Origin of the sequence: Candidatus Amarolinea dominans (assembly GCF_016704685.1) — a bacterium.
Taxonomy (GTDB): Bacteria; Chloroflexota; Anaerolineae; order SSC4; family Amarolineaceae; genus Amarolinea; species Amarolinea dominans.
This window is the reverse complement of record NZ_JADIZS010000016.1, coordinates 105,905-124,990: the sequence shown is the minus strand read 5'-3', so window position 1 is coordinate 124,990 and position 19,086 is coordinate 105,905. Positions and strand designations below refer to the sequence as shown.

General features: G+C 62.3%; 14 protein-coding genes. 4 read left to right on the top strand and 10 right to left on the bottom strand.

Annotation, left to right across the window (positions count from 1 at the left end; translation table 11 throughout):
• Positions 1-70 precede the first annotated feature (70 nt).
• A complete protein-coding gene (locus IPF85_RS12295; protein ID WP_343408372.1) occupies positions 71-2,041 on the bottom strand; it encodes an SdrD B-like domain-containing protein in 1,971 nt (656 codons plus the stop codon).
• Between the two features lie 181 nt (positions 2,042-2,222).
• Between IPF85_RS12295 and guaA the strand changes: the two genes are divergently transcribed.
• The 3 genes from guaA (at position 2,223) to IPF85_RS12280 (ending at position 6,659) form a co-directional block, all read left to right on the top strand.
• Positions 2,223-3,797: a glutamine-hydrolyzing GMP synthase gene (gene guaA, locus IPF85_RS12290; RefSeq protein ID WP_343408371.1), complete on the top strand. Its 1,575-nt coding sequence runs from the start codon at positions 2,223-2,225 to the stop codon at positions 3,795-3,797.
• 379 nt (positions 3,798-4,176) lie between these two features.
• On the top strand, positions 4,177-5,631 hold the full coding sequence (locus IPF85_RS12285) for a serine hydrolase (RefSeq protein WP_343408370.1): 1,455 nt from the start codon (positions 4,177-4,179) through the stop codon (positions 5,629-5,631).
• A 215-nt stretch (positions 5,632-5,846) separates the two neighbouring features.
• A complete protein-coding gene (locus IPF85_RS12280; protein WP_343408369.1) occupies positions 5,847-6,659 on the top strand; it encodes a TspO/MBR family protein in 813 nt (270 codons plus the stop codon).
• A 959-nt stretch (positions 6,660-7,618) separates the two neighbouring features.
• Here the strand turns inward: IPF85_RS12280 and IPF85_RS12275 are convergent.
• Together IPF85_RS12275 and IPF85_RS12270 are read right to left on the bottom strand one after the other, a co-directional pair.
• Positions 7,619-8,086, bottom strand: coding sequence for a hypothetical protein (locus tag IPF85_RS12275; protein ID WP_343408368.1), 468 nt, complete (start codon positions 8,084-8,086; stop codon positions 7,619-7,621).
• 1,661 nt (positions 8,087-9,747) lie between these two features.
• Positions 9,748-10,350, bottom strand: coding sequence for a hypothetical protein (locus tag IPF85_RS12270; protein ID WP_343408367.1), 603 nt, complete (start codon positions 10,348-10,350; stop codon positions 9,748-9,750).
• 646 nt (positions 10,351-10,996) lie between these two features.
• Between IPF85_RS12270 and IPF85_RS12265 the strand changes: the two genes are divergently transcribed.
• Positions 10,997-11,848, top strand: a complete 852-nt coding sequence (locus tag IPF85_RS12265) for a helix-turn-helix transcriptional regulator (RefSeq protein ID WP_343408366.1) — start codon at positions 10,997-10,999, stop codon at positions 11,846-11,848.
• Between the two features lie 611 nt (positions 11,849-12,459).
• On the opposite strand, the gene IPF85_RS12260 is transcribed toward IPF85_RS12265, so the two are convergent.
• From IPF85_RS12260 to IPF85_RS12230, 7 genes are all read right to left on the bottom strand, one after another.
• Positions 12,460-12,630: a hypothetical protein gene (locus IPF85_RS12260; RefSeq protein WP_343408365.1), complete on the bottom strand. Its 171-nt coding sequence runs from the start codon at positions 12,628-12,630 to the stop codon at positions 12,460-12,462.
• 125 nt (positions 12,631-12,755) lie between these two features.
• Entirely contained in the window at positions 12,756-13,238 is a 483-nt protein-coding gene (locus IPF85_RS12255) for a peptidylprolyl isomerase (protein ID WP_343408364.1), read from the bottom strand.
• 182 nt (positions 13,239-13,420) lie between these two features.
• Positions 13,421-14,041, bottom strand: a complete 621-nt coding sequence (locus IPF85_RS12250; protein WP_343408413.1) for a hypothetical protein — start codon at positions 14,039-14,041, stop codon at positions 13,421-13,423.
• 84 nt (positions 14,042-14,125) lie between these two features.
• Positions 14,126-14,947 carry a GNAT family N-acetyltransferase gene (locus IPF85_RS12245; RefSeq protein WP_343408363.1) on the bottom strand — a complete coding sequence of 274 codons (822 nt, stop codon included), beginning with the start codon at positions 14,945-14,947 and terminating at the stop codon, positions 14,126-14,128.
• On the bottom strand, positions 14,944-16,047 hold the full coding sequence (locus IPF85_RS12240; protein ID WP_343408362.1) for a glycosyltransferase family 1 protein: 1,104 nt from the start codon (positions 16,045-16,047) through the stop codon (positions 14,944-14,946). Before IPF85_RS12240 ends, IPF85_RS12245 begins: the two co-directional genes overlap by 4 nt.
• A 3-nt stretch (positions 16,048-16,050) precedes the next feature.
• A complete protein-coding gene (locus IPF85_RS12235; RefSeq protein WP_343408361.1) occupies positions 16,051-17,646 on the bottom strand; it encodes a lipid II flippase MurJ in 1,596 nt (531 codons plus the stop codon).
• Positions 17,636-18,871, bottom strand: a complete 1,236-nt coding sequence (locus IPF85_RS12230) for a nucleotidyltransferase family protein (RefSeq protein ID WP_343408360.1) — start codon at positions 18,869-18,871, stop codon at positions 17,636-17,638. Before IPF85_RS12230 ends, IPF85_RS12235 begins: the two co-directional genes overlap by 11 nt.
• Between the last annotated feature and the right edge of the window lie 215 nt (positions 18,872-19,086).

Sequence of the window (19,086 nt, the reverse complement as noted above, 5' to 3'; positions counted from 1 at the left end):
TTCGTGTCTTCGCAACCTTCGCGTCTTCGTGCTCCGTAACCTTCGCGTCTTCGTGCTCCGTACTCCGCTCTCAGTCCGCGGGCTGGTTCGTGGGAGGTGGTTGGCGTGACCTGAGCCAGAAGACCAGGGCAGCCACGAGCAGGATGGGCGCCAGCAGCAGCAGCGGATTCTTGAGCAGAAAACGCAGGATGCGTGCAGGGAGGTCGGTGGTGAGCGCCTCCGCGGCGCGTTCAGTCGGATCCTGCAGGTCGGGCAGAATCACCTCTGGCGCCACGGGAATCAGCAGCGCGGTCGCGGTGATGGTGGCGGTGGGCGGCGCTGGCGGTACCGGCGTGTTGGTGGGCGCGGGCGTGGGTGTAGGCGGGATTGGCGTTGGCACGCAGACCATGAGCTTGACGTCGTCCAGGTACATCGAACGCCGCTTCCCATTGCCGTTGTTGTAAACGTTGAAGTAGATCACCACATGCGAGCCGGCATGGAGCTTGAGATCGGCCTTGCGTTCCTTCCAGGTATCGGTGACCTCACGATTGCGCGGCCACAGCTCGCGGATGATTTGATGGCGCAAGGGATGCTCCGACGGCGTCAGCAGCAGCAGCTGCTGATAGTCTCCCTGGTCGTTCGGGTCGTCCGCTTTGGCCCAGTAGAACCAGGTCAGTTCTACGCTGGTGGCGTTGATTGGAATGATGACATCCTGGCGCACGGAAGAAAAGGAGACCGCGTCTTTTTCATTCGTGCCCAGGCGCACCGACCAGTTGCCTTCGCGCTTGGGATCGGTGACGCGCTGCGGCGGCAGAGGCTCGCCGTAGTAGTACCAGGCTGGGTCTGCGCGCTGCAGCTCATCCTCGAAACTGGAATTCTCAAGCCAGTTCGTGCAGCCGCCCGGCAAGGGTGTGTAGGTGGGTGGCGGCGTTAGCGTGGGGGGCACCGGTGTAAACGTGCCGGTGGGCGGAATGGGCGTGGCCGTCGGCGTGAACGTGGGCGGGCCGGGCGGCGTCCAGGTGGGCGTCGCCGTGATGATGACCGGGCCTGGCGTGGGGGTGTTGGTGACGACGATCGGCGTCCAGGTGGGCGTGGCCGTCGGTGGTCCGGTCGGCGTGGGGGTGTTCGTCACCACGATCGGCGTCCAGGTGGGCGTAGCCGTGATGATATTGGGGGTAGGGGTGTTGGTGGCCACCACGATGGGGGTCAGGCCGAAGTTGACGACCTGATTCGTCGCAGTGACGGTAATGGCAACGCTCGGTGGCGAGGTGACCGCGTAGCCCGGCGGCGGTGTGATGCTCACGGTGTAATTGCCCGCGGCCTGCGCGCCAAAGGTGTAGGCGCCGGCCCCGTCTGTCAGCACCGAACCGCCGGGAGCCAGGCTGACCGGCAGGCTGGGGTAACCGGTCTCACCCAAGTCGTACAGCCCGTTCAGGTTGTTATCAATGTAGACGCGGCCGTCAACGACCGCGCCGGGGCCAGGCGTGGGCGTATCGGCCAGGCAGACCACCAGGGAAACATCGTCCAGATACATGCCGGCGTAACTGCCGACGCCGTCGTTGCGCACATTGACGAACAGGCGCAGGTTCTGCCCTTTGTACGCCAGCACGTCACGCGTCAGCGGCACCCAGGCGCGGTCGTTGCGCTGGTCACGCCAGAGGACAACCACCGTGCTGCTGGTGGCGGCATCCTGCAGGATGACCTCCTGGTAATCGTCCTCACCGCTGGTCGCCAGGAAAGGCCAGGCGGACCAAGTGAGCGTGGCGCTGGTCGCGGCGGCCGGGATGGTCAGCATTTGCTGGATGCCGGAGAAACCGAAGGCGTTGGCGCCGCTGATGATGCCCAGGCGCATACTGCGGGTGGGGCTGAGCGCCTGTGCGCTGTCATAGTCGGCCGCCGGCGGGCCGCCGGTGATCTGCCAACCGCCGGTGCTTTCCATGTTGCCGTTGGCAATCAGGTCGAAGCAACTGGCGGCCGTCACTCGTTCCGGCGTCGTCAGCAGAGCCGGCGTCAGGATCAAGCCGGTCAGCAGAAGAAGATGAAACCACCTGATTCGTTTCATGACCATTGTGCTTTCTCGCTTATCTTGCGCATCCTCATGTCCCCGAGCAACATAAGCGCAGTATACCACAAGTTTTGTTTGTACACAATGCTGTCAGGCGGGAAGACGCTGCTACCCTTTTTGCCCGCTTTGTGGCATAATGGGCCGCAGCCAGACGAAACCAGCTATAAAGGATCAGGGGATGCCTGAAAAGAATCTAGGCGCCAGCGCGGAGGCGATTGTCATTCTCGATTTCGGTTCGCAATACAGTCAGTTGATTGCGCGCCGGGTGCGCGAAGCGCATGTGTACTGCGAACTGCTGCCCTGGGATGCGCCAGCGGCCGCGTTCGAACGCCTGCAGCCAAAGGGCTTCATCTTGTCAGGCGGCCCGGCCAGCGTCTACGAAGCGGGCGCGCCCCGGCTGCCTGATTACGTGCTGGCGAGCGGTCGGCCCGTGCTCGGCATCTGCTATGGGATGCAACTGCTCACCCAGGCGTTGGGCGGACAGGTGGGGGCGGCGCGGCGACGCGAGTATGGCCCGGCCGAGGTTCGCACCGGCGAGGTCAGCAGCCCTCTGTTTGCCAACCTGCCGACGCGCCACACCGTGTGGATGTCGCACGGCGACCGTATCGAGGCGCTGCCGCCGGGCTTCGAGGCCATTGCCAGCAGCGACAACTCACCGCTGGCCGCCATGGGCCACGCGGCCCGTGGCATCTATGGTCTGCAATTTCACCCGGAAGTGTCACACACCCGCAACGGCCCGGCCATCCTGCGCAATTTCCTGGTGGACGTCTGCGGCTGCCATGGCACCTGGACACCGCTCAATTTCATCGAAGAGAGCCTGGCGGCCATTCGTGCCGAGGTCGGCAGCGGCCATGTGCTGTGTGGGCTGAGCGGCGGCGTTGATTCCGCGGTGGCCGCGGCGCTGCTGCACAAAGCCATTGGCGATCAATTGACCTGCGTGTTCGTGGATCACGGCCTGCTGCGCCGCGGGGAGGCGGAACAAGTGCTGGAGACCTTCCAGCGTGAGATGCAGGTGCGGCTTATTGCGGTCAATGCCAGCGAGGAGTTCCTGGCCGATCTGGCCGGGATCAGCGACCCGGAACACAAGCGCCGGTTGATCGGCAACCGTTTCGTGCGCGTGTTCGAACAGGAAGCGACGCGCCTGGCCTCGACGTGGGGCGAAGCGCGTTTTCTGGCGCAGGGCACCCTCTATCCTGACCGCATCGAAAGCGCGGGCGCAGGGCGCAGCGCGGCCACGATCAAGACGCATCACAACGTCGGTGGTTTGCCGGCCGACATGCAGTTCAAGCTGATCGAGCCGCTGCGCTGGCTGTTCAAGGACGAGGTGCGGGCGGTGGGCATTGCGTTGGGGCTGCCGGAGGAGATCGTCTGGCGGCATCCGTTCCCCGGGCCAGGCCTGGCGATTCGCGTCCTCGGTCCCGTCACCTGGGAGCGCTTGGAGATTGTGCGGCACGCGGACGCGGTTTTCCTGGAAGAACTGCGCGCGGCCGGCCTCTATCGCCCCACCGCGCAGGCCTTTGCCGTGCTGCTGCCGGTGCGTTCCGTCGGCGTCATGGGCGACGGCCGCACCTACGAAAATGTCGTGGCGCTGCGCGCGGTCAACAGCGAAGACTACATGACCGCGGACTGGTCACGATTGCCCTACGATCTGCTGGCCCAGATCAGCAGCCGCATCGTCAACGAAGTGCGCGGCGTCAACCGCGTGGTGTACGACGTGACATCGAAACCGCCGGGAACCATCGAGTGGGAGTGATCTGACGAGGAATAGTTTCGATCTCCGCCACGAATTTCACTAATTTTCACGAATTGGTCTTCGCCTTCGTGTGAATTCGTGTAATTCGTGGCAAAAGGATGCTGGAGTTCTCCGCCACGAATTTCACGAATTGTCACGAATTGGTCTCTTCGTCTTCGTGTGAATTCGTGTAATTCGTGGCAAAAGGATGCTGGAGTTCTATGCCACGAATTTCACGAATTGCCACGAATTGATCTCTTCGCCTTCGTGTGAATTCGTGTAATTCGTGGCAAAAGGATGCTGGAGTTCTCTGCCACGAATTGTCACGAATTTTCACGAATTGATCTCTTCGCCTTCGTGTGAATTCGTGTAATTCGTGGCAAAAAATCTGTTGAGGAAGATGAAGAAACGAATCAGACAAGCTCTCATCCTTATCCTCCTGGCTGCGGCCGCGGCCTTTGTGGCGCCGCAGGCTTATTGGTACGCGGAGGCGCAGGGGCCGGTGCCGCCGGGCGTGCGCCTGGCTGGGTTGGACCTGGGCGCCAGCGATGCGGCGACGATTGACGCGTCGCTGCAATACGCGTTCAGCCAACCGGTCGCGGTCTACTATGACCAGAAGCGCCTGATCCTGCAGCCGCGTGAGATTGGGTTACGCGTCAAGACCGCAGACATGCTGGCCGCGGCCGACGCGCAAACGCGGGGCCTGGGGCGCTGGCGGGGATTCGTCTATCACCTGATGGGACGCGTCACACCGCCGATTACCGTGACCCTGCAATACGCGGTGGACAGCGGCGCGCTGGCAACCTGGCTGGATGACGTGGCCGCGCAGTATGACCGTCCGCCGGAACCGGCGCACGCGCTGCCGCTGGTCAGCGGCAAGATTCCGACCGACACCTTGCCCTTTGTGGCCGGCAAGCCTGGCCTCAGCCTGGCCGCGCAGGAGTCGGTGGCCGGCATCATGGTCGCGTTGAGTTCAGCGGACAAGCGTGAGACGCACCTGGTCCTGGTGGAAACGCCCGCGCCGCCGCCCGGCATCGGCGCGTTACAAGAACTGCTCAGCGCGCGCGCCGAGCACTGGCCGGGCATTGCCACCGTGTTTGTGCGCGATATCGGCCGTGGGCAGGAGGTCAACGTTAATTCCGATGTGGCCTTCGCGGGCATGAGCACGATGAAGCTGGCGATCCTGGTCGAGGTCTTTCGTCACCTGGACCGGCCGCCCAACATCGAGGAGACCAAGCTGCTGACGCAGACGCTGGGCCTGAGTGGCAACTTCAGCGCCAATCTGCTCCTGCGCGTGGTCGGCGATGGCAGCGCGCAGGCCGGGGTAGAAGTGCTGACTGCGTCCATGCGCAAGCTGGGCCTGGTCAACACCTTCATGGCAACGCCCTATGACGTGGAAGCGCAGAGTTTTCGCATCACCACGCCGGCCAACAGCCGCACCGATCTGACGACCAATCCCGACATTCACATGCAGACCACGGCCAGGGACATGGGCCTGCTGGCCGAAATGATTGTGCAGTGTTCCGAAGGCGGAGGCACCCTGCTGGCCGCGTACTCCCCGGACATCACGCAGGCCGAGTGCCAGAAGATGATCGAGATCATCGCGTTGAACAAACTGGAGGCGCTGATTCCCGGCGGCCTGCCCTCAGGCACACGCGTGGTGCATAAGCACGGTTACATCAACGACAGCCATGCGGACGTGGCGATCGTGTGGGGGCCGACAGGGCCTTACGCGCTGAGCATTTTCATCTTCATGCCGCGCTGGGTTTTGTGGGAATTCAGCGATGGCTTCATGGGCGAAGTGAGCCGCGCGACCTGGGACTACTTTACCTGGGCAGCCAGCGCGCAACCATGACCGGCCGCGTGTTACGATCACACCATTCTGGCCGTCCAATGTGACAAGCGGGGCGCACAAAAAGCAAGAAACCGCCAAGACGCGAAGATCGCCAAGTCCTATGCGGTATTCTTTGCGGCCTTTGCGCCTTGGCGGTTCCACATTTCTGTTTGGTTCCGGCTTGTCCCGGTTAGATTTCAGAAAGAAGTAAGAGGAAGAGTACAAGGAGAAGCAACATGAACAAGGACACCCTGCGTCAACTCGTCAACGTGATCGCCCTCGTCGGCGCGCTGATCGTCAACGGCCTGGCGAACGCCCTGCCCCTCAACGGCAAGCAGACCGGTGAAATTTCGGACAGCTTTGCTGTCTTTTTTGTACCGGCCGGCTATGTTTTCGCCATTTGGGGTATCATTTACATCGGATTGATCGCTTTCGGCATCTACCAGGCCTTGCCCAGCCAGCGCGAGAACCCGCGGCTGCGCAGCCTGGGTTACTGGTTTGCGCTGAGCTGCCTGGCGAACGGCATCTGGATCTTCCTCTGGCACTACGAGTTGTTCCCGCTGACCCTGGTCGTTATGCTGATCCTGCTCGTCTCGCTGATCGTCATCTACCAGCGGCTGCGCATCGGGCAGGCGCCGGTCAGCGCGGTGGAGCGCTGGGCTGTCAACGTGCCGTTCAGCGTCTACCTGGGCTGGATCACCGTGGCGACCATTGCCAACGTGACCGATCTGCTGGAATACTGGGGGTGGAACGGCTTTGGCATCAGCGGACCGGTTTGGGCCGTCATCATGCTGGCCGTGGCCTCAGCCGTGGCCTACCTGATGGCGCAGACGCGCCGCGATGTCGCGTATCTGCTCGTGCTCGTGTGGGCCTTCATCGGCATCGCCGTCAAACAGGCCGGCACGCCCCTGGTCAGCATCAGCGCCTGGGTCGCCACCGCGCTGGTCGTCGGCTGCGTGGCGCTGGCGCGGCTGGCGCGCCCCTCCGGCGGCGGCTTTGCGCGGCGTCAGGCGGCCGGGCCCGTGCCCCACTGTGGCTTTTCCGGCTGATCGTCGAAGGAGGCTGGAAGACACCCGGTTTCTTCGAGAAACCGGGTGTCCTTTTGTCCTTTTTGTGATCGTGGCTGCACATCAGATGGCTATGAGCTACTGGGCCCAAATCACTGTGGTACTTGAACCACCCCTGCCATCGCCGGTGATGACCACGTTCTGTTGCTAGCACCGCTCCAGTCTGGCCACTTCCGGAGTTGCTGACCGCCCAGGGAATGTCCTCATCGTGTTTAATGGCAAAGTCCCAGGAGTAGGGTCCCCGAAATTCCAGGCGGCAAAGGTGATCGTGTTGTCGCGGGTGGAGTCCAGGAGGCCGGTGATGTCGATCCAGTCGGCTTTCTGATTCCAGAAAGCAGCGACGGGTTGGCCCGTGACCAAGATGCTGCCGATGTCCTGGATGTCTTGTGCGCGGACGTACCACTTGCCGGGGGGCGGCTTGCGCACGGAGGTGTCTGGCGCAGCGCTTCCACTGTGCCGTCTGGGTGGATCGCGACCTGCTGGGCATAGGCAAATGACCAGTCGTCGCCGGTCCCCTGCTCGACACCCCAGACGGAGATATCGTCGCGACGGATGCCGAATCCCCATTGGCCGCCACTGTTACCGTTGTAGCTGGCAAAGGCCGCAATGTTGTCCTGGCCAGGCAACAGGTAGTCGTTGATGTTGATCCAATTGAGTCCTTTCTATCGCCTGTCGTGGCGCCAACCAACTTCCCATTGATCCAGATCACGGCCGCATCATCCGTGTTGTAAGAACGAAGCGACCAGGCATAATCCGAAGAATTGCCAGATGGCTGTGCTTCAACCACCTTGCCTTCTTGGCTCACGGTTATGACTTCCCTGTACACCTGGTTCGTGGCCCCGGAGCGGAGTTTTGTTTTCCCAGGCGATCGTGTCGTCGTGTTTGATGGCAAAGTCCCAGGAGTAGGGCCCTCGAAGTTCCAGGCAGCAAAGGTGATTCTGTTAGCACCCTTGGAGGTCAGGAGGCCGGTAATGTCGATCCAGTCGGCTTTCTGATTCCAGAAAGCAGCGACGGGTTGGCCGTTGACCAAGATGCTGCCGATGTCCTGGATGTCTTGTGCGCGTACGTACCACTTTCCGGGGGGTGGCTTGCGCAGGTGTCTGGCGCCAGGCTTCCACCGTGCCGTCTGGGTGGATCGCGACCTGCTGGGCATAGGCAAATGACCAGTCGTCGCCGGTCCCCTGCTCGACACCCCAGACGGAGATATCGTCGCGACGGATGCCGAATCCCCATTGGCCGCCACTGTTACCGTTGTAGCTGGCAAAGGCCGCGATGTTGTCCTGGCCAGGCAACAGGTAGTCGTTGATGTTGATCCAATTGGAATCCTTTCTATCGCCTGTCGTGGCGCCAACCAATCTCCCATTGATCCAGATCACGGCTGCATCATCCGTGTTGTAAGAACGCACCATCCACTTGCCGGGGTAGGCGTCACCGCGCGAACGGGCGTCGCAGAAGGCGTTCTAGTAGGTGTATTTGTCGGCACAGACGTCGGTGTGGGTTGTGCCTGCACGGTCAACTGCACCGCAGCCTGAACAGTGGCGCCAACGTCGACGGTCGGCGCCGCGGTTGCTGGTGCAAGCGTCGGGGCTTGCTGGCAGCCAGGGTGGCCTGGACTTGCGCGGCGACCGTGGCGCCGACGTCAACGGTGGGCTGTGCAGCCGTTTTGCTGCCACAGCCTGTCGCTGTTAGAATCAAGATGACAGACGAAACCACCAATCGAATCAAGAGTGTCTGTTTCATGGTTTGCCCCTGTTATGACTAAATTTCTCGGGACCGGCCGGCGCGATATCGGTTCCGTCCGCCCGCTCCGGAGTGATACGCAGAGAAGCTGACTAAAGGACCGGCCTGGAGCAGCTATTCTCGAGCTAGAATATCCGGGATGTCTGGTGATTCGCTCAACTTATGTTAGTAGATCAGCGTGCCTGTAAGATAGCCGTAGACGAAGCCAATGATAGCTGCAAGGATAGCTAGAAATATGTTCTCTTGCCGCTAGATTGCCAGACCTGCCACGATGGCAACTGACAAGCCTGCGACGACCATACGAAAAGAGACTTGGCGCTTCTCTGTCGCCACAATGACCTCTTTTTCCGGTTGGGAGATGGGCTCCGGACATGGTATGCCTCCTGAAGGTGCGAAACAAGACAAAACGACATCACATGAGTGTAGTGAGCAACGCAGGCGCCCGATACACGATAGGAGTGCTGCAAAAATGCAGGAATAGTTCATGGTGCGTGTGAATGCGATGGCGGAGCAACAGGGCAGAAGGAGCGCCAAGCAAGTCAACACCAGCGCCCATCCCGTTTGGGATTGGGGTTCTCTGATGCTAGCAACGGCCATGACCGTCGCAACAACAATCACTGCAAATTGAAACTTGACTGTCCATTGGGGGCCGTAGACGTTTGGTAGAGTGCGCTTGCTTGTCTTCTTGTCTCCTTCCTGGTCTCCATAATCCTTGAAGGGCGCAACGCCCAAGTCGACAAAAAACAAAACATGATGCCGAAAGTACGAATGTTATGTGAGACAGTGCTGAACACCTCCTCCTATCAGCAGCCCGACTAGCGTTGGATACGCGCCATAAGCGAAAGCCAGGTAGAGACCACTTAGCCAGAGCCTGTTTTTGATCTTGAGCAAGGTTGAGTACTGTAACGCTCCAAGTATACCGGCCAGGAACATGAGCAGAGCCAAAGGTTTGTCACGGAAGCCAACCACCACGAGCGCTACATATGCCGCTAGCACATATCCCCTGGTATGACGCCAGGCTTGAGCGCGATCGGAAGCGGTGAAGCCACGGCCGCTTGTTGTTGATCGCATCAGTTTGCCAATCCGCGTAGTGGTTAACGATACTACCCCATACTGTGAGGAGCACCAGAGCTATCGCTGCAAAGGCAATTGCATGCCCCTCATGGCATCGAGCCAGAAGGCAACCAGTGAAGAAGGGCGGCAAGACCAGATAAAGCAGCGGAAGAGACAACGATTCAGATATCCATTGGCATTGCCGTCGCCGATCTTGAGGCGCCTACGCCTATGCCAGCCCCAGGAGTCCAGGATGCCATGATGTGTTTTCGCACTGCTACTCGCCGATCATCACCGTCACTTTGCCCTCAGCCATCGCTTCTTTGATGTCGCGCCCTGCGTAATCAGGCGGCACGATCACCTTCGAAGCACGATCGTAGAAATGGGCGAACAGGGCCTTCAGGAATTTATCTGCTCCCGGTCCACAGCCAAAGCCCGAATGGAACGGATAGAATCTCTTGTCCTTAGTCGCAATGACCCAGTGCTTGTTCTTGTAATACATCCTGGAGAGCTGATCGTAGCTGTAGATCGTAGCCTTTGAACTTGGCTTAGTCCATATGATTGGCGCCATGATCAGCCGTTGCCCCGTGATTGCAATGCTGCATAAACTGTCGGGCATGTTGAACAACTGAGACAGACAGCCCGTCTTCGCCATCTTGACTGTGTTTGCCATCAAGATGGTCTCGTCGGGCGCCAGGTGGGACACCAGACCTTGCGCTGCGCGCTCCTCCAAGCGCCATTCGTCGCCCACTGCTTCCCCGAACAGGTGAAAGAAAGCTGTCTTCAGTTCGTCGGTGAGCTCTTGGACCACTTGTTCGTCAGTCTTTTGTGTAGGAGTGTCAGTTTGCTCGGGTGTATTTGTCGCATCGTTCGCAGCCATGATTATCTCCTAAAATTTTGGCGAGGCGGCATCCCTTGAACTTGTAGGATCCGTCGAGGGATGAAGGTCTTGAAGTCAGTTTGCCGTGCTGGCAGCGCAAGTCGCCAGTACGGTAAACTTCGCATCACGGATTGGCGCCCGCAACCTGGGCACGTGTCATATTGGCTCAATCGCTGCCAGCAAGCCAAACAGGCTGTCCAGCCGCAGTGCTTACACGCGTGCAGGTCGTGTAAGTAGCCGCACTGCGGGCATGCGTCGCGTCCGCGGCTGTAGGTCAGCAGCGTGGCCGCCGCGGTCAATACACCCGCCCCTAACGTGATCATCCACTTCATAGTCTTACCGATGTGCATTTTGTCCTCCATATCCTTGACGTTGATACGCCTCTAATCAGGCTTTTGACCTCTGGGTTCAAAACCATCATTCCGGCTCCTACTGTCGAACGCGCTCCCACCGCCTGCGGCTGCTGTCGTAGCGCCAGCCGATTTGACCCCAAAAGCCCAGTATGATAAAATGAAATCAGTCTCAGGGGAGAGGCTGGAGCCGATGATTGTTGGTTCAACATACCAGATCGGCCCTTGAAATTGTGGAAAAAGTTGCCAGTTCGCTTGCCAAAACGCTTATGCCCGATCCAGATGCTAGTCTTCTCGTGCAGGAAATTGGTCAGTACATCCGTTGGCTACGTCTGCGCCAGGGTCTGTCGGCCCAGGAGTTGGCATGCCAGCTCGATTATGACCCTTCGGTTGTGTCCAAAGTAGAACGCGGCCAGCACATCAGCCCAACCTTCATTGATAAACTGCTGACGTCCGACGCCCTCAGTCTCGATGATGATATGCGCGCACATCTGCGCACCTATCGCAAGGCGCTGATCGAGGCCAAGCGCTTCCACCGCCAGCAGGGGTTGGATCTGATCCCAAGACCAGGCCCGGAAGCACCCGACGCCGCGCCACCCAATGCGTTGCCAGCCTCGATCACGGCAGCGGCCTCTGAACCGGCGCCGGCCGAATCGCCCCCTCCCTTGCCGGTCGCCACGGTCGCACTGCTACCTGCCGCGCCGGTCGCCATCACGCTGGCGCGATGGTATCCTGCCTGGCAAACATATCAGCCTGCATTGCGCAGTCGTCGTGTTCTGGCGTTGGTAATAAGCAGCGGGTTGATTCTGTTGTTCAGCGTGGCTCTACTGCGAAGTTACAATCCGTTCGGGCGCTACGTGCTGGGTGCATTGAATTTCGACCTGGCATGTCAGCAACAGTTTCCTGGCCTGACAGACGGCAGGTCAGCAGTTCTCTTGAATCCACACAACCCCTTCAGTTGGCGCTGTCCCTATCAATTCACGATGGGTGAAATGACCCGTGAGGGCGACATGGACACCAACGTCGCCTGCCGGGAACAGTATGGTTCCCTGTCGGCCTGGTCAGAGCTCCGTGATCAGCAGGACGCCCGCTCGTGGTACTGCGCTGATTCCGCGCCGCCGAAAGGGAGTGTTGCAGCGCAGAAGTGATCCTGCTGAGGTAGCCGGACGCATATCCAATAAAAGACGGTCATTTTGCTTTTGCAAAATGACCGTCTTTCCTGCCATTCGAATGAATCGCTTGCCCTGTGACAACTTCATTTGATCGCCAACACAACAGCCAGTGCTTTCGCGATCACTTGCATCTGCTCGCTACTATACGCGACTTCCGCGCCAACGAACGTTGAAGGGTGATATTTTGACCAAGGTTTGCCACCGCACCATCCCGCGGCCGGGAGGGCCCGCACCTGCCCCGCCGTGGCAAGGCTCCCCCATATTTCACCCCGCAAACGGTCTCCCGGAGCTCGCGCCTGTCGGCGGCTGTTGCTGCAACGGGAGTTGGCGGAACTCGTTCAAGATCTGTCCTTGAGTCATGTTTCCTCCGCATGCTCTCACCAAGGCGGTGTCCCCGCTCTATCCCCCAAGAGCCAATTACCCCCCCGCGTCCCGGCCTGCCCCAAACACCCCACTTCCCAGGGCGCCCGGAACAACCCGACAACCGCAGGGCAACATGCTCCGTGTAGTAGCGAAGACGGTCATTGGGGAAGAACCTTCAGCCGCGCAACGATGGAGCTGTTTGCGCAAAGTCCCACCAGCGTTGCCTACCTGCGTGATGAGAGGCGGCGCAACCCCGCCACGTAGATCGTATCGCACATGGTCACATAGCTCTGCCAGACAACGATTTCTGCACCGTGATCCACGGCCAGGATGAGGTTTCCGTTTGCAATACCGGGCGTGATTTCGATGTGACGATCAAGAACCGTGACAGTCATGATACCCTCCATGAAGAAGTATTCGACCACAGGGAACGCAGAGATCACAAAGAAACGGCAGATTAGCCGCATATCGGCAACGTCTCTGTGCTCTTTGTGATCTCTGCGGTCAAAAACCCGCCCCTCTACGCCTCGGTGATGGTGACGCTCGACATCACGTCGCCCTGACGAATGGCGTTGACCACGTCCATCCCTTTGACGACCTTGCCGAAAACGGTGTGCATGCCGTTCAGGTGCGGCTGCGGCGAGTGCGTGATGAAGAACTGGCTGCCGTTGGTGTTCGGCCCCGCGTTCGCCATCGAGATGACGCCGGTCTCGTGCTTGAGTGGGTTGCCGCGCGTTTCATCCTCGAAGCGGTAACCCGGCCCGCCACTCCCGCTGCCGGTGGGATCGCCGCCCTGGACCATGAAATTGCTGATGACCCGGTGAAACGAGACGCCATCATAAAAACCGTCGCGCGCCAGGAAAACGAAATTGTTGACCGTCTTAGGCGCGTACTGCGCGGACAGGGCTACCTCGATCGTGCCCCGGTTGGTGACGATGGTTGCCGTGTAATTTTTCTTGACATCAATCTTCATCGCCGGGGGGGTGCTCCACTGCTTCGCCATATTTTTTGCTGATCCTCTCTTGGTTTGTGTACCTGCGGCATAGCATCTGCCGAACAGGCAGCCTATTATACCACACGGGGTCTTGGAGCGGGGATGGGCGACGGAGAGCGTCACAGGCGGGGAGTGCGGGCGTCCCGCCCGCCGCTCATGTCCCCAACATGTGACGTTCGCGGCGACGAGAATCAAACCTGGGAGTTTTCCTTGAGAAACGCAACGATCTCCTGCAGATAGCCAAAGGCCAGCCCGGTGACGGTGTCGGCCGCGCCATAATAAATGGCGACCCGGCCGGTCGCCGCGTCGGTCAGCGCAGCGCAGGGGAAAACGACATTCGGAACATCACCCACACATTCATACAACATCTGCGGCGAGAGCAGGTAGGGTGCAGTTCGGTAAATCACCTTCCAGGGCTGGTCGAGATCGAGCAGGGCCGCGCCGAAGCTGTAGACGAAGCCGTTGCAGGATGTCAGTACACCCCAGCAGACGCGGGGATCGTAGCGGTAGGCCAGCGCGCCGATCTCGGCATCATGACAGCGGAACTCAATCGGCCGCGGGTTGATGCGCCAGTGCATGCCGTCGTCGCTGAAGCCGGCATGGATGTTCATGCGGCGGGCGCGGTCGTCGCAGCGAAAGACGCCCGCGAAGCCGTCACCGAAGGGCACGACCGCGCTGTTGAAGATGCTGTTGGCGGTCGGAATGGCGTCGCGGGCAATGATGGGGTTGCGGCTGAAACGCCAGACAACGTCCGCACAGGCAGGCGGCCGCTCTTCCCAGGGGATGTTCGGTCGCGGCGAACCGGCGATCATCAGCGAAGATGAGCTACGGGGCAACGTCTCGTTAGGCAAAGGACCAGACGGCATAAGGCCTCCTCTTTTCTTCTGCAATCAGGGCTACTCCTTCTGCAGCCGATAGTGTACCCGCGTCCCGCCCGGCGCGGGAAGGCGCAGGAGGTCGGTGGCGATGTAGCCGCGGCCCAGGTAGGTCTCGAAGACGAGACGCGTCTGCAGGCGCCAGTCCAACGCCAGGGCCAGGTCGGCCTGCTTGAGGGCCTGGATGTCGGCCGGAATCTCCACATGCACCACGTCCGTCTCCAGGCCCAGGTCGGTGCGCACGATGCGCCGGCCCAGGCCCTCGCCGGCGCAGGGGTTGGCCTGCGGCCCGGCCAACGGTTCGGCATGGAGAATTGCGCCCGCGGCCAGGCGGTTGACGCGCTCGCTGTTGATCCACCACACGGCCTGCAAGCGGTCGCTGGGCAGGCCGCGGCCCAGTTCGCCAAAGTCCTCGCCAAACAGGTTGCGGAAGTAGGTTGCCACCGTGGCGCCCAGGGTGTGCAGATTCAGGCGCGCGTTGGGCGCCTCCAGCGGGTCGAACGTCCAGGTGATCAGGCCAATGCCCAGGGCCAACATCCGCTCCCGCTGCGCCCATTTTAGGCTGGCAGCCACGCCCCGCCCGCGGTGCTCCGGCAGGACGCCCATCGTCTGCGAGCAGAGCTTCAGGCGCCGGCCCTCGTGCAGCCCCAGGAAGCCGAAGAGGAACCCGATCATCTGGCTGCCGTCGAACGCGCCCAACACCGTGCCGCCGCTGGTTGCGGCCGTGTTGAGCAGCGGCACATACAGCCCTTCGCCCTGGCTGAAACCCCAACAGCGCTGCTGAATCTGGCGCACCTGCACAAATTCGTCATAGGTCGTCAGGTCGCGAATCGTGATGCTCATGCGGTCACCTGTTGATAAACCGCCAGGGTCGCCTGCGCGCAGCGTTCCCAGGTAAAGGTCGCGGCCCGCTGCATCCCCTGCTCACGCAGATGCGCGGCCAGCGCCTGATCGCCCAGCGCCTGCTCCAACGCCTCCGCCAGCGCATCCACACGGGTCGGATCGGCCAGCAGCGCCGCGCCGCCGGCCACTTCGGCCATCGCGCCGCGATCGCTGGTGACCACCACTGCGCCGCACGCCTGCGCCTCCAGGATCGGCAGGCCAAAACCTTCGACCAGCGATGGAAAGGCAAAGGCCGCGGCGCCGCTGTAGAGCGCGGCCAGTTCGCCATCCGTCACCGCAGGCAGCCAGGTCACGGGGTCATGCAGATCGAGCCGGGCGCTGGTCTGCTGCACGCGCAGGCTGGCGTTGCCGGGCGGACCGACCAACACCAGGGTCAGGCCCGGCAGGACACGCCCGCGCCGCACCTGGTCGAATGCCTCCAGCAAGCGCACCAGGTTCTTGCGTTCCACCTGCGCGCCCACGTTCAGGATGAACGGCGCACGCACCCCCAGGCGCGTCAACACGGCCGCGATGCCCTCTGCGGCCACAGGCCGGAAGATCGGGTTGCACCCGTGCGGGATGACGTGCAGATGCGCCGCGTCCACGCCGTAGACTCGGGCCAGATCGCGCGCCGCCTGCTGTGAGGGTACCAGGATGGCTGCAGCCTGGCGCAGACCCCGACGCAGGGACAGGCGGTGAAACAGGCGCCAGGCCGGGTGGAACGCCTGCCAGCCATCCTCCAGGATCGTGTCATGACTGGTGATGACCAGGCGACAGCCCAGGGGCAGCAGCGGCGCAATAAACGCCGGTGCGTGCAGCAGGTCAGGGCGGCGTCGCCACAGGTGCAGAGGCAACCCCAGCTCGACGCCGGTCATGAAAGCCGCGCCATCGGCCAGTTTGCGCAGCATGTCCGGCTTCGAGGCGGGGCCGGCCGCGCAGAATTCTTCGATCTCGAATTCAGGTGGCGCCTCGCGACGCAGAGCGGCCAGCAGCTCGCGACCGTAGACGCCCACGCCGCTGCGGTTACGCGCCGGAAAAGTCATATCGAAGACGATGTGCATCAGTCAAACCTCTGCCTGGGACACGGGCGGCGGTCTGGCCGGCCGCCGCGGTTCCAACCAACTGCGCAGGTCGCCGCGCACAAATCCAGCCCCGCGCGCCAGGACCGCGAAGGCGCCGCCGCCGGCCAGGATCAAAACGAGCAGGCGCAACAGCAGCGCCGGCAGCCCATCGCCCAGCGCCGGCTGCAGCCACGCTTCCCCCAGCCACCCAGCCGCCAGGGCCGCAGCCGCGGCGGGCAAGAGCAAGCGCAGGTCGTGCAACAAGCGGCGCCAGGCCAGGGCTTGATGTCGCCGCACCAAGATCAGGGCGAGCAGGCTGGTCGAGATCAAGGCGGTGGTCGAAAGCGCCAGCGCCAATCCCAACGCGCCCCACGCGCGACTGCAAAGCGCGGCCAGGGCCAGGTAACAGGTCAGGCTGACGGCCGCCACCCACAGCGGCGAGCGCACATCCTGGCGCGCGTGCAGGGCTTTGAGCAAAATAGCGCCCAACCCGGCCGGCGCCATTCCCAGGGCGTAACCTTGCACTAGAATGGCGGTCTGGGCGCCATCCTGCGCGGAAAAGAGGCCGTGCTGATACAGCAGCGTCACCAGAAGCTGGCTGCCGCTCATCAGCCAGGCGGTTGCCAACAGCAGCAGCGGCAGCGCCGTGCGCAGCCCGCTCGCCAGCGCCGCGCTGAAATCGGCCCGGTTGATCTGCAGCGCCGCCAGCCGGGGGAAGATGACGACGGCCAGCGAGCCGGCCACCAGGAAGAGCGGCAGTGACGCCAGCTTCTGCGCCAGGGTCAAGCGCGCGACCGCGCCCGTGCCCAGGTGCGAGGCAAACACCCGCTCGATCAAGGTCATGACCTGCGACAGGCTGACATAAGCGAACAGCGGCAGGCTGAGCATCAGCACCCGCCGCAGCGGTCTCGCGGGAGCGAACCGTACCGCGGGATTCATCCCGTCAACGGGTGCGGGCAGGGCATGGGGATTGCGGCCCGTCGCCCACAGGCCGGGCAGATGCAGCAGCAACTGCATCGCCATCCCCAGGGCCAACGCCAGCGCCAGTTCTGGCACGCTCACCGCAGGCCACAGCCACAGCACGATCAGCGCCAGCGCGCTGCCCAGGCCAGGCGTCAGCGCGGGCAGGACGAAATGATCGGCCGCGTTGAGCAGGCTGCCCGTCAGGCCGGCCAGGATCAGGCAGACCGCGCCAGGCCAGAAGGGGCGCAGCGCCTGCACCGTCAGCGCCTGGGTCGCGGCGTCGAAACCGGGAAAGAGCAGATTGACCAGCGCAGGCGTCAGGAACACAGCCAGCACGGCCAGGGGGATCAGACCCACGGCCACGCTGAGCAGCACCTGCCAGGTCAGGCGTCGGGCCTGGCTGGGGCTGTGGCCGGCCATCTCCAGGTAGACCGGCACCACGGCCGGCGCCAGGGTGCCAGCCACCAGCATCTGCTGCAGAATGGCGGGCAGCAGCAGCGCGCTGAAGATCGCATCACTGGCCGGGCTGGCGCCGAAGCGCGCCGCGAGCGCGGCATCGCGCAGGTAGTTCAACGCGTTGACGGTCAGCGTCAGCCCCAGCACCAGGGCTGCGGTCCGGCGCAGGTTAGCGGCCATGCGTCCCTCCGGCGTCATCCCGCGCTCGCACCCGCTGCGCCAGGCTGTGCCAACCGCGGCCGTTCCATGAGATCAGCAGGCGCGCCCAGAAGCGGACATGCGCCAGCCAGAAGAAGGGCGAGGCGCTCAACCGCGGGTAGAGCGCGGCCAGTTCGCCGCGCGAATGAAACAGCGTATGTCGCACGGCCAGCAGGCGTTCGCGCCGATTGCGCGGCCAGACGCGCAGCATCTCTCCGGGCGGCGCGGGCGCGTCGGCGCCGGTGGTGCGATTGGCAAGGCTGCTGGTCTCGATCCACGCGGCCAGCGGCGCATGAACCTGGGTTGCCAGCCGCGCGGCTGACGCAGCCAGCGGCCCGTCGGGCTGATAGTGCGCCAGCAAGCCCAGGGCCGGATAGAGGAAACGAGCGCCATCGGCCGAAAGAGGGGCCAGGTCAGGCGAATGACGCTGCGCCATCAAGCTGAGGTCAACCAGGTGGACCAGGCGCAGCAGGCGTTCCAGCATGGAGACCGAGGCATGGGCAACCAGGTGATGCAGTAAATCCGCGGTCGTGGGCACCCAGGCCGTCGTACCCAGGAACGGGCGCGGCCGGGCATGTTGCCAGAGCTGCGCGGTCAGGTCATAGCTGGCCCCGCGGAACTCCTCGCGCACATGGCTGTGCAGATCGAGGGGGCGGGGATTGTCCGGGTGATCCTGCGTCCAGGAGACGATGGCGGCCGCGCCGGGCGGATGCAGAACGATGTGGCGCCAGGTGCGATTTTCGATCCGATAGCCGAGCGTCTGCACCACCTGCGTCGCGCGGGCCAACTGCTCCGGCTGCACCAGGATGTCCAGATCGTGCAGGGCGCGCAGAGCGGGGTCAGGATAGAGGCGATTTTCGAGCAGCAGGCTGCCCTTCAGCGGCATGGCTGGGATGCCGGCTTGCGCCAGGGCGGTCAGCAGGCCGTTCAGTTCGTCGAGCAGGCGCTGGTTGCGCCGCGCGTTGCTGCGATAGCCGGTCTCGATCACCGCCTGCACCGCGGGCGGCAGCTGCGAGCGCCAGGGCATGCCCCACAGCAGCGGCAGCACGCCCTGCAGATACGCGGTCAGGCCAAAGGTTTCCCAGGCCGCGGTCGGCCACGTGCTGACGATGGTCGGCGGCTGTTTTGGCTGCAGAACCCAGGCAGCCAGCGCTTCCACGGCCTGCGAGTACCAGACCTTGTGCGCGGCGGTCAGTGGTAGATCCAAACCCTAACTCCCTAACCTGAAAATGGCTTCGCGTCAAGACGCCAGGAAGCACACGGCCCTCAGTTTACACCTTTCCTCCCTGACCTGTCAATCTCTGCCAGCGGGACACAGCATCCGAACGCCCTTGCGCCCCGAATTCATTCGGCGGCGTTTTTGTAAGCAAAAATGCTGGAATCTCAGATTTTGATCGGTAGACAGGCGCGCCAAATGATGAT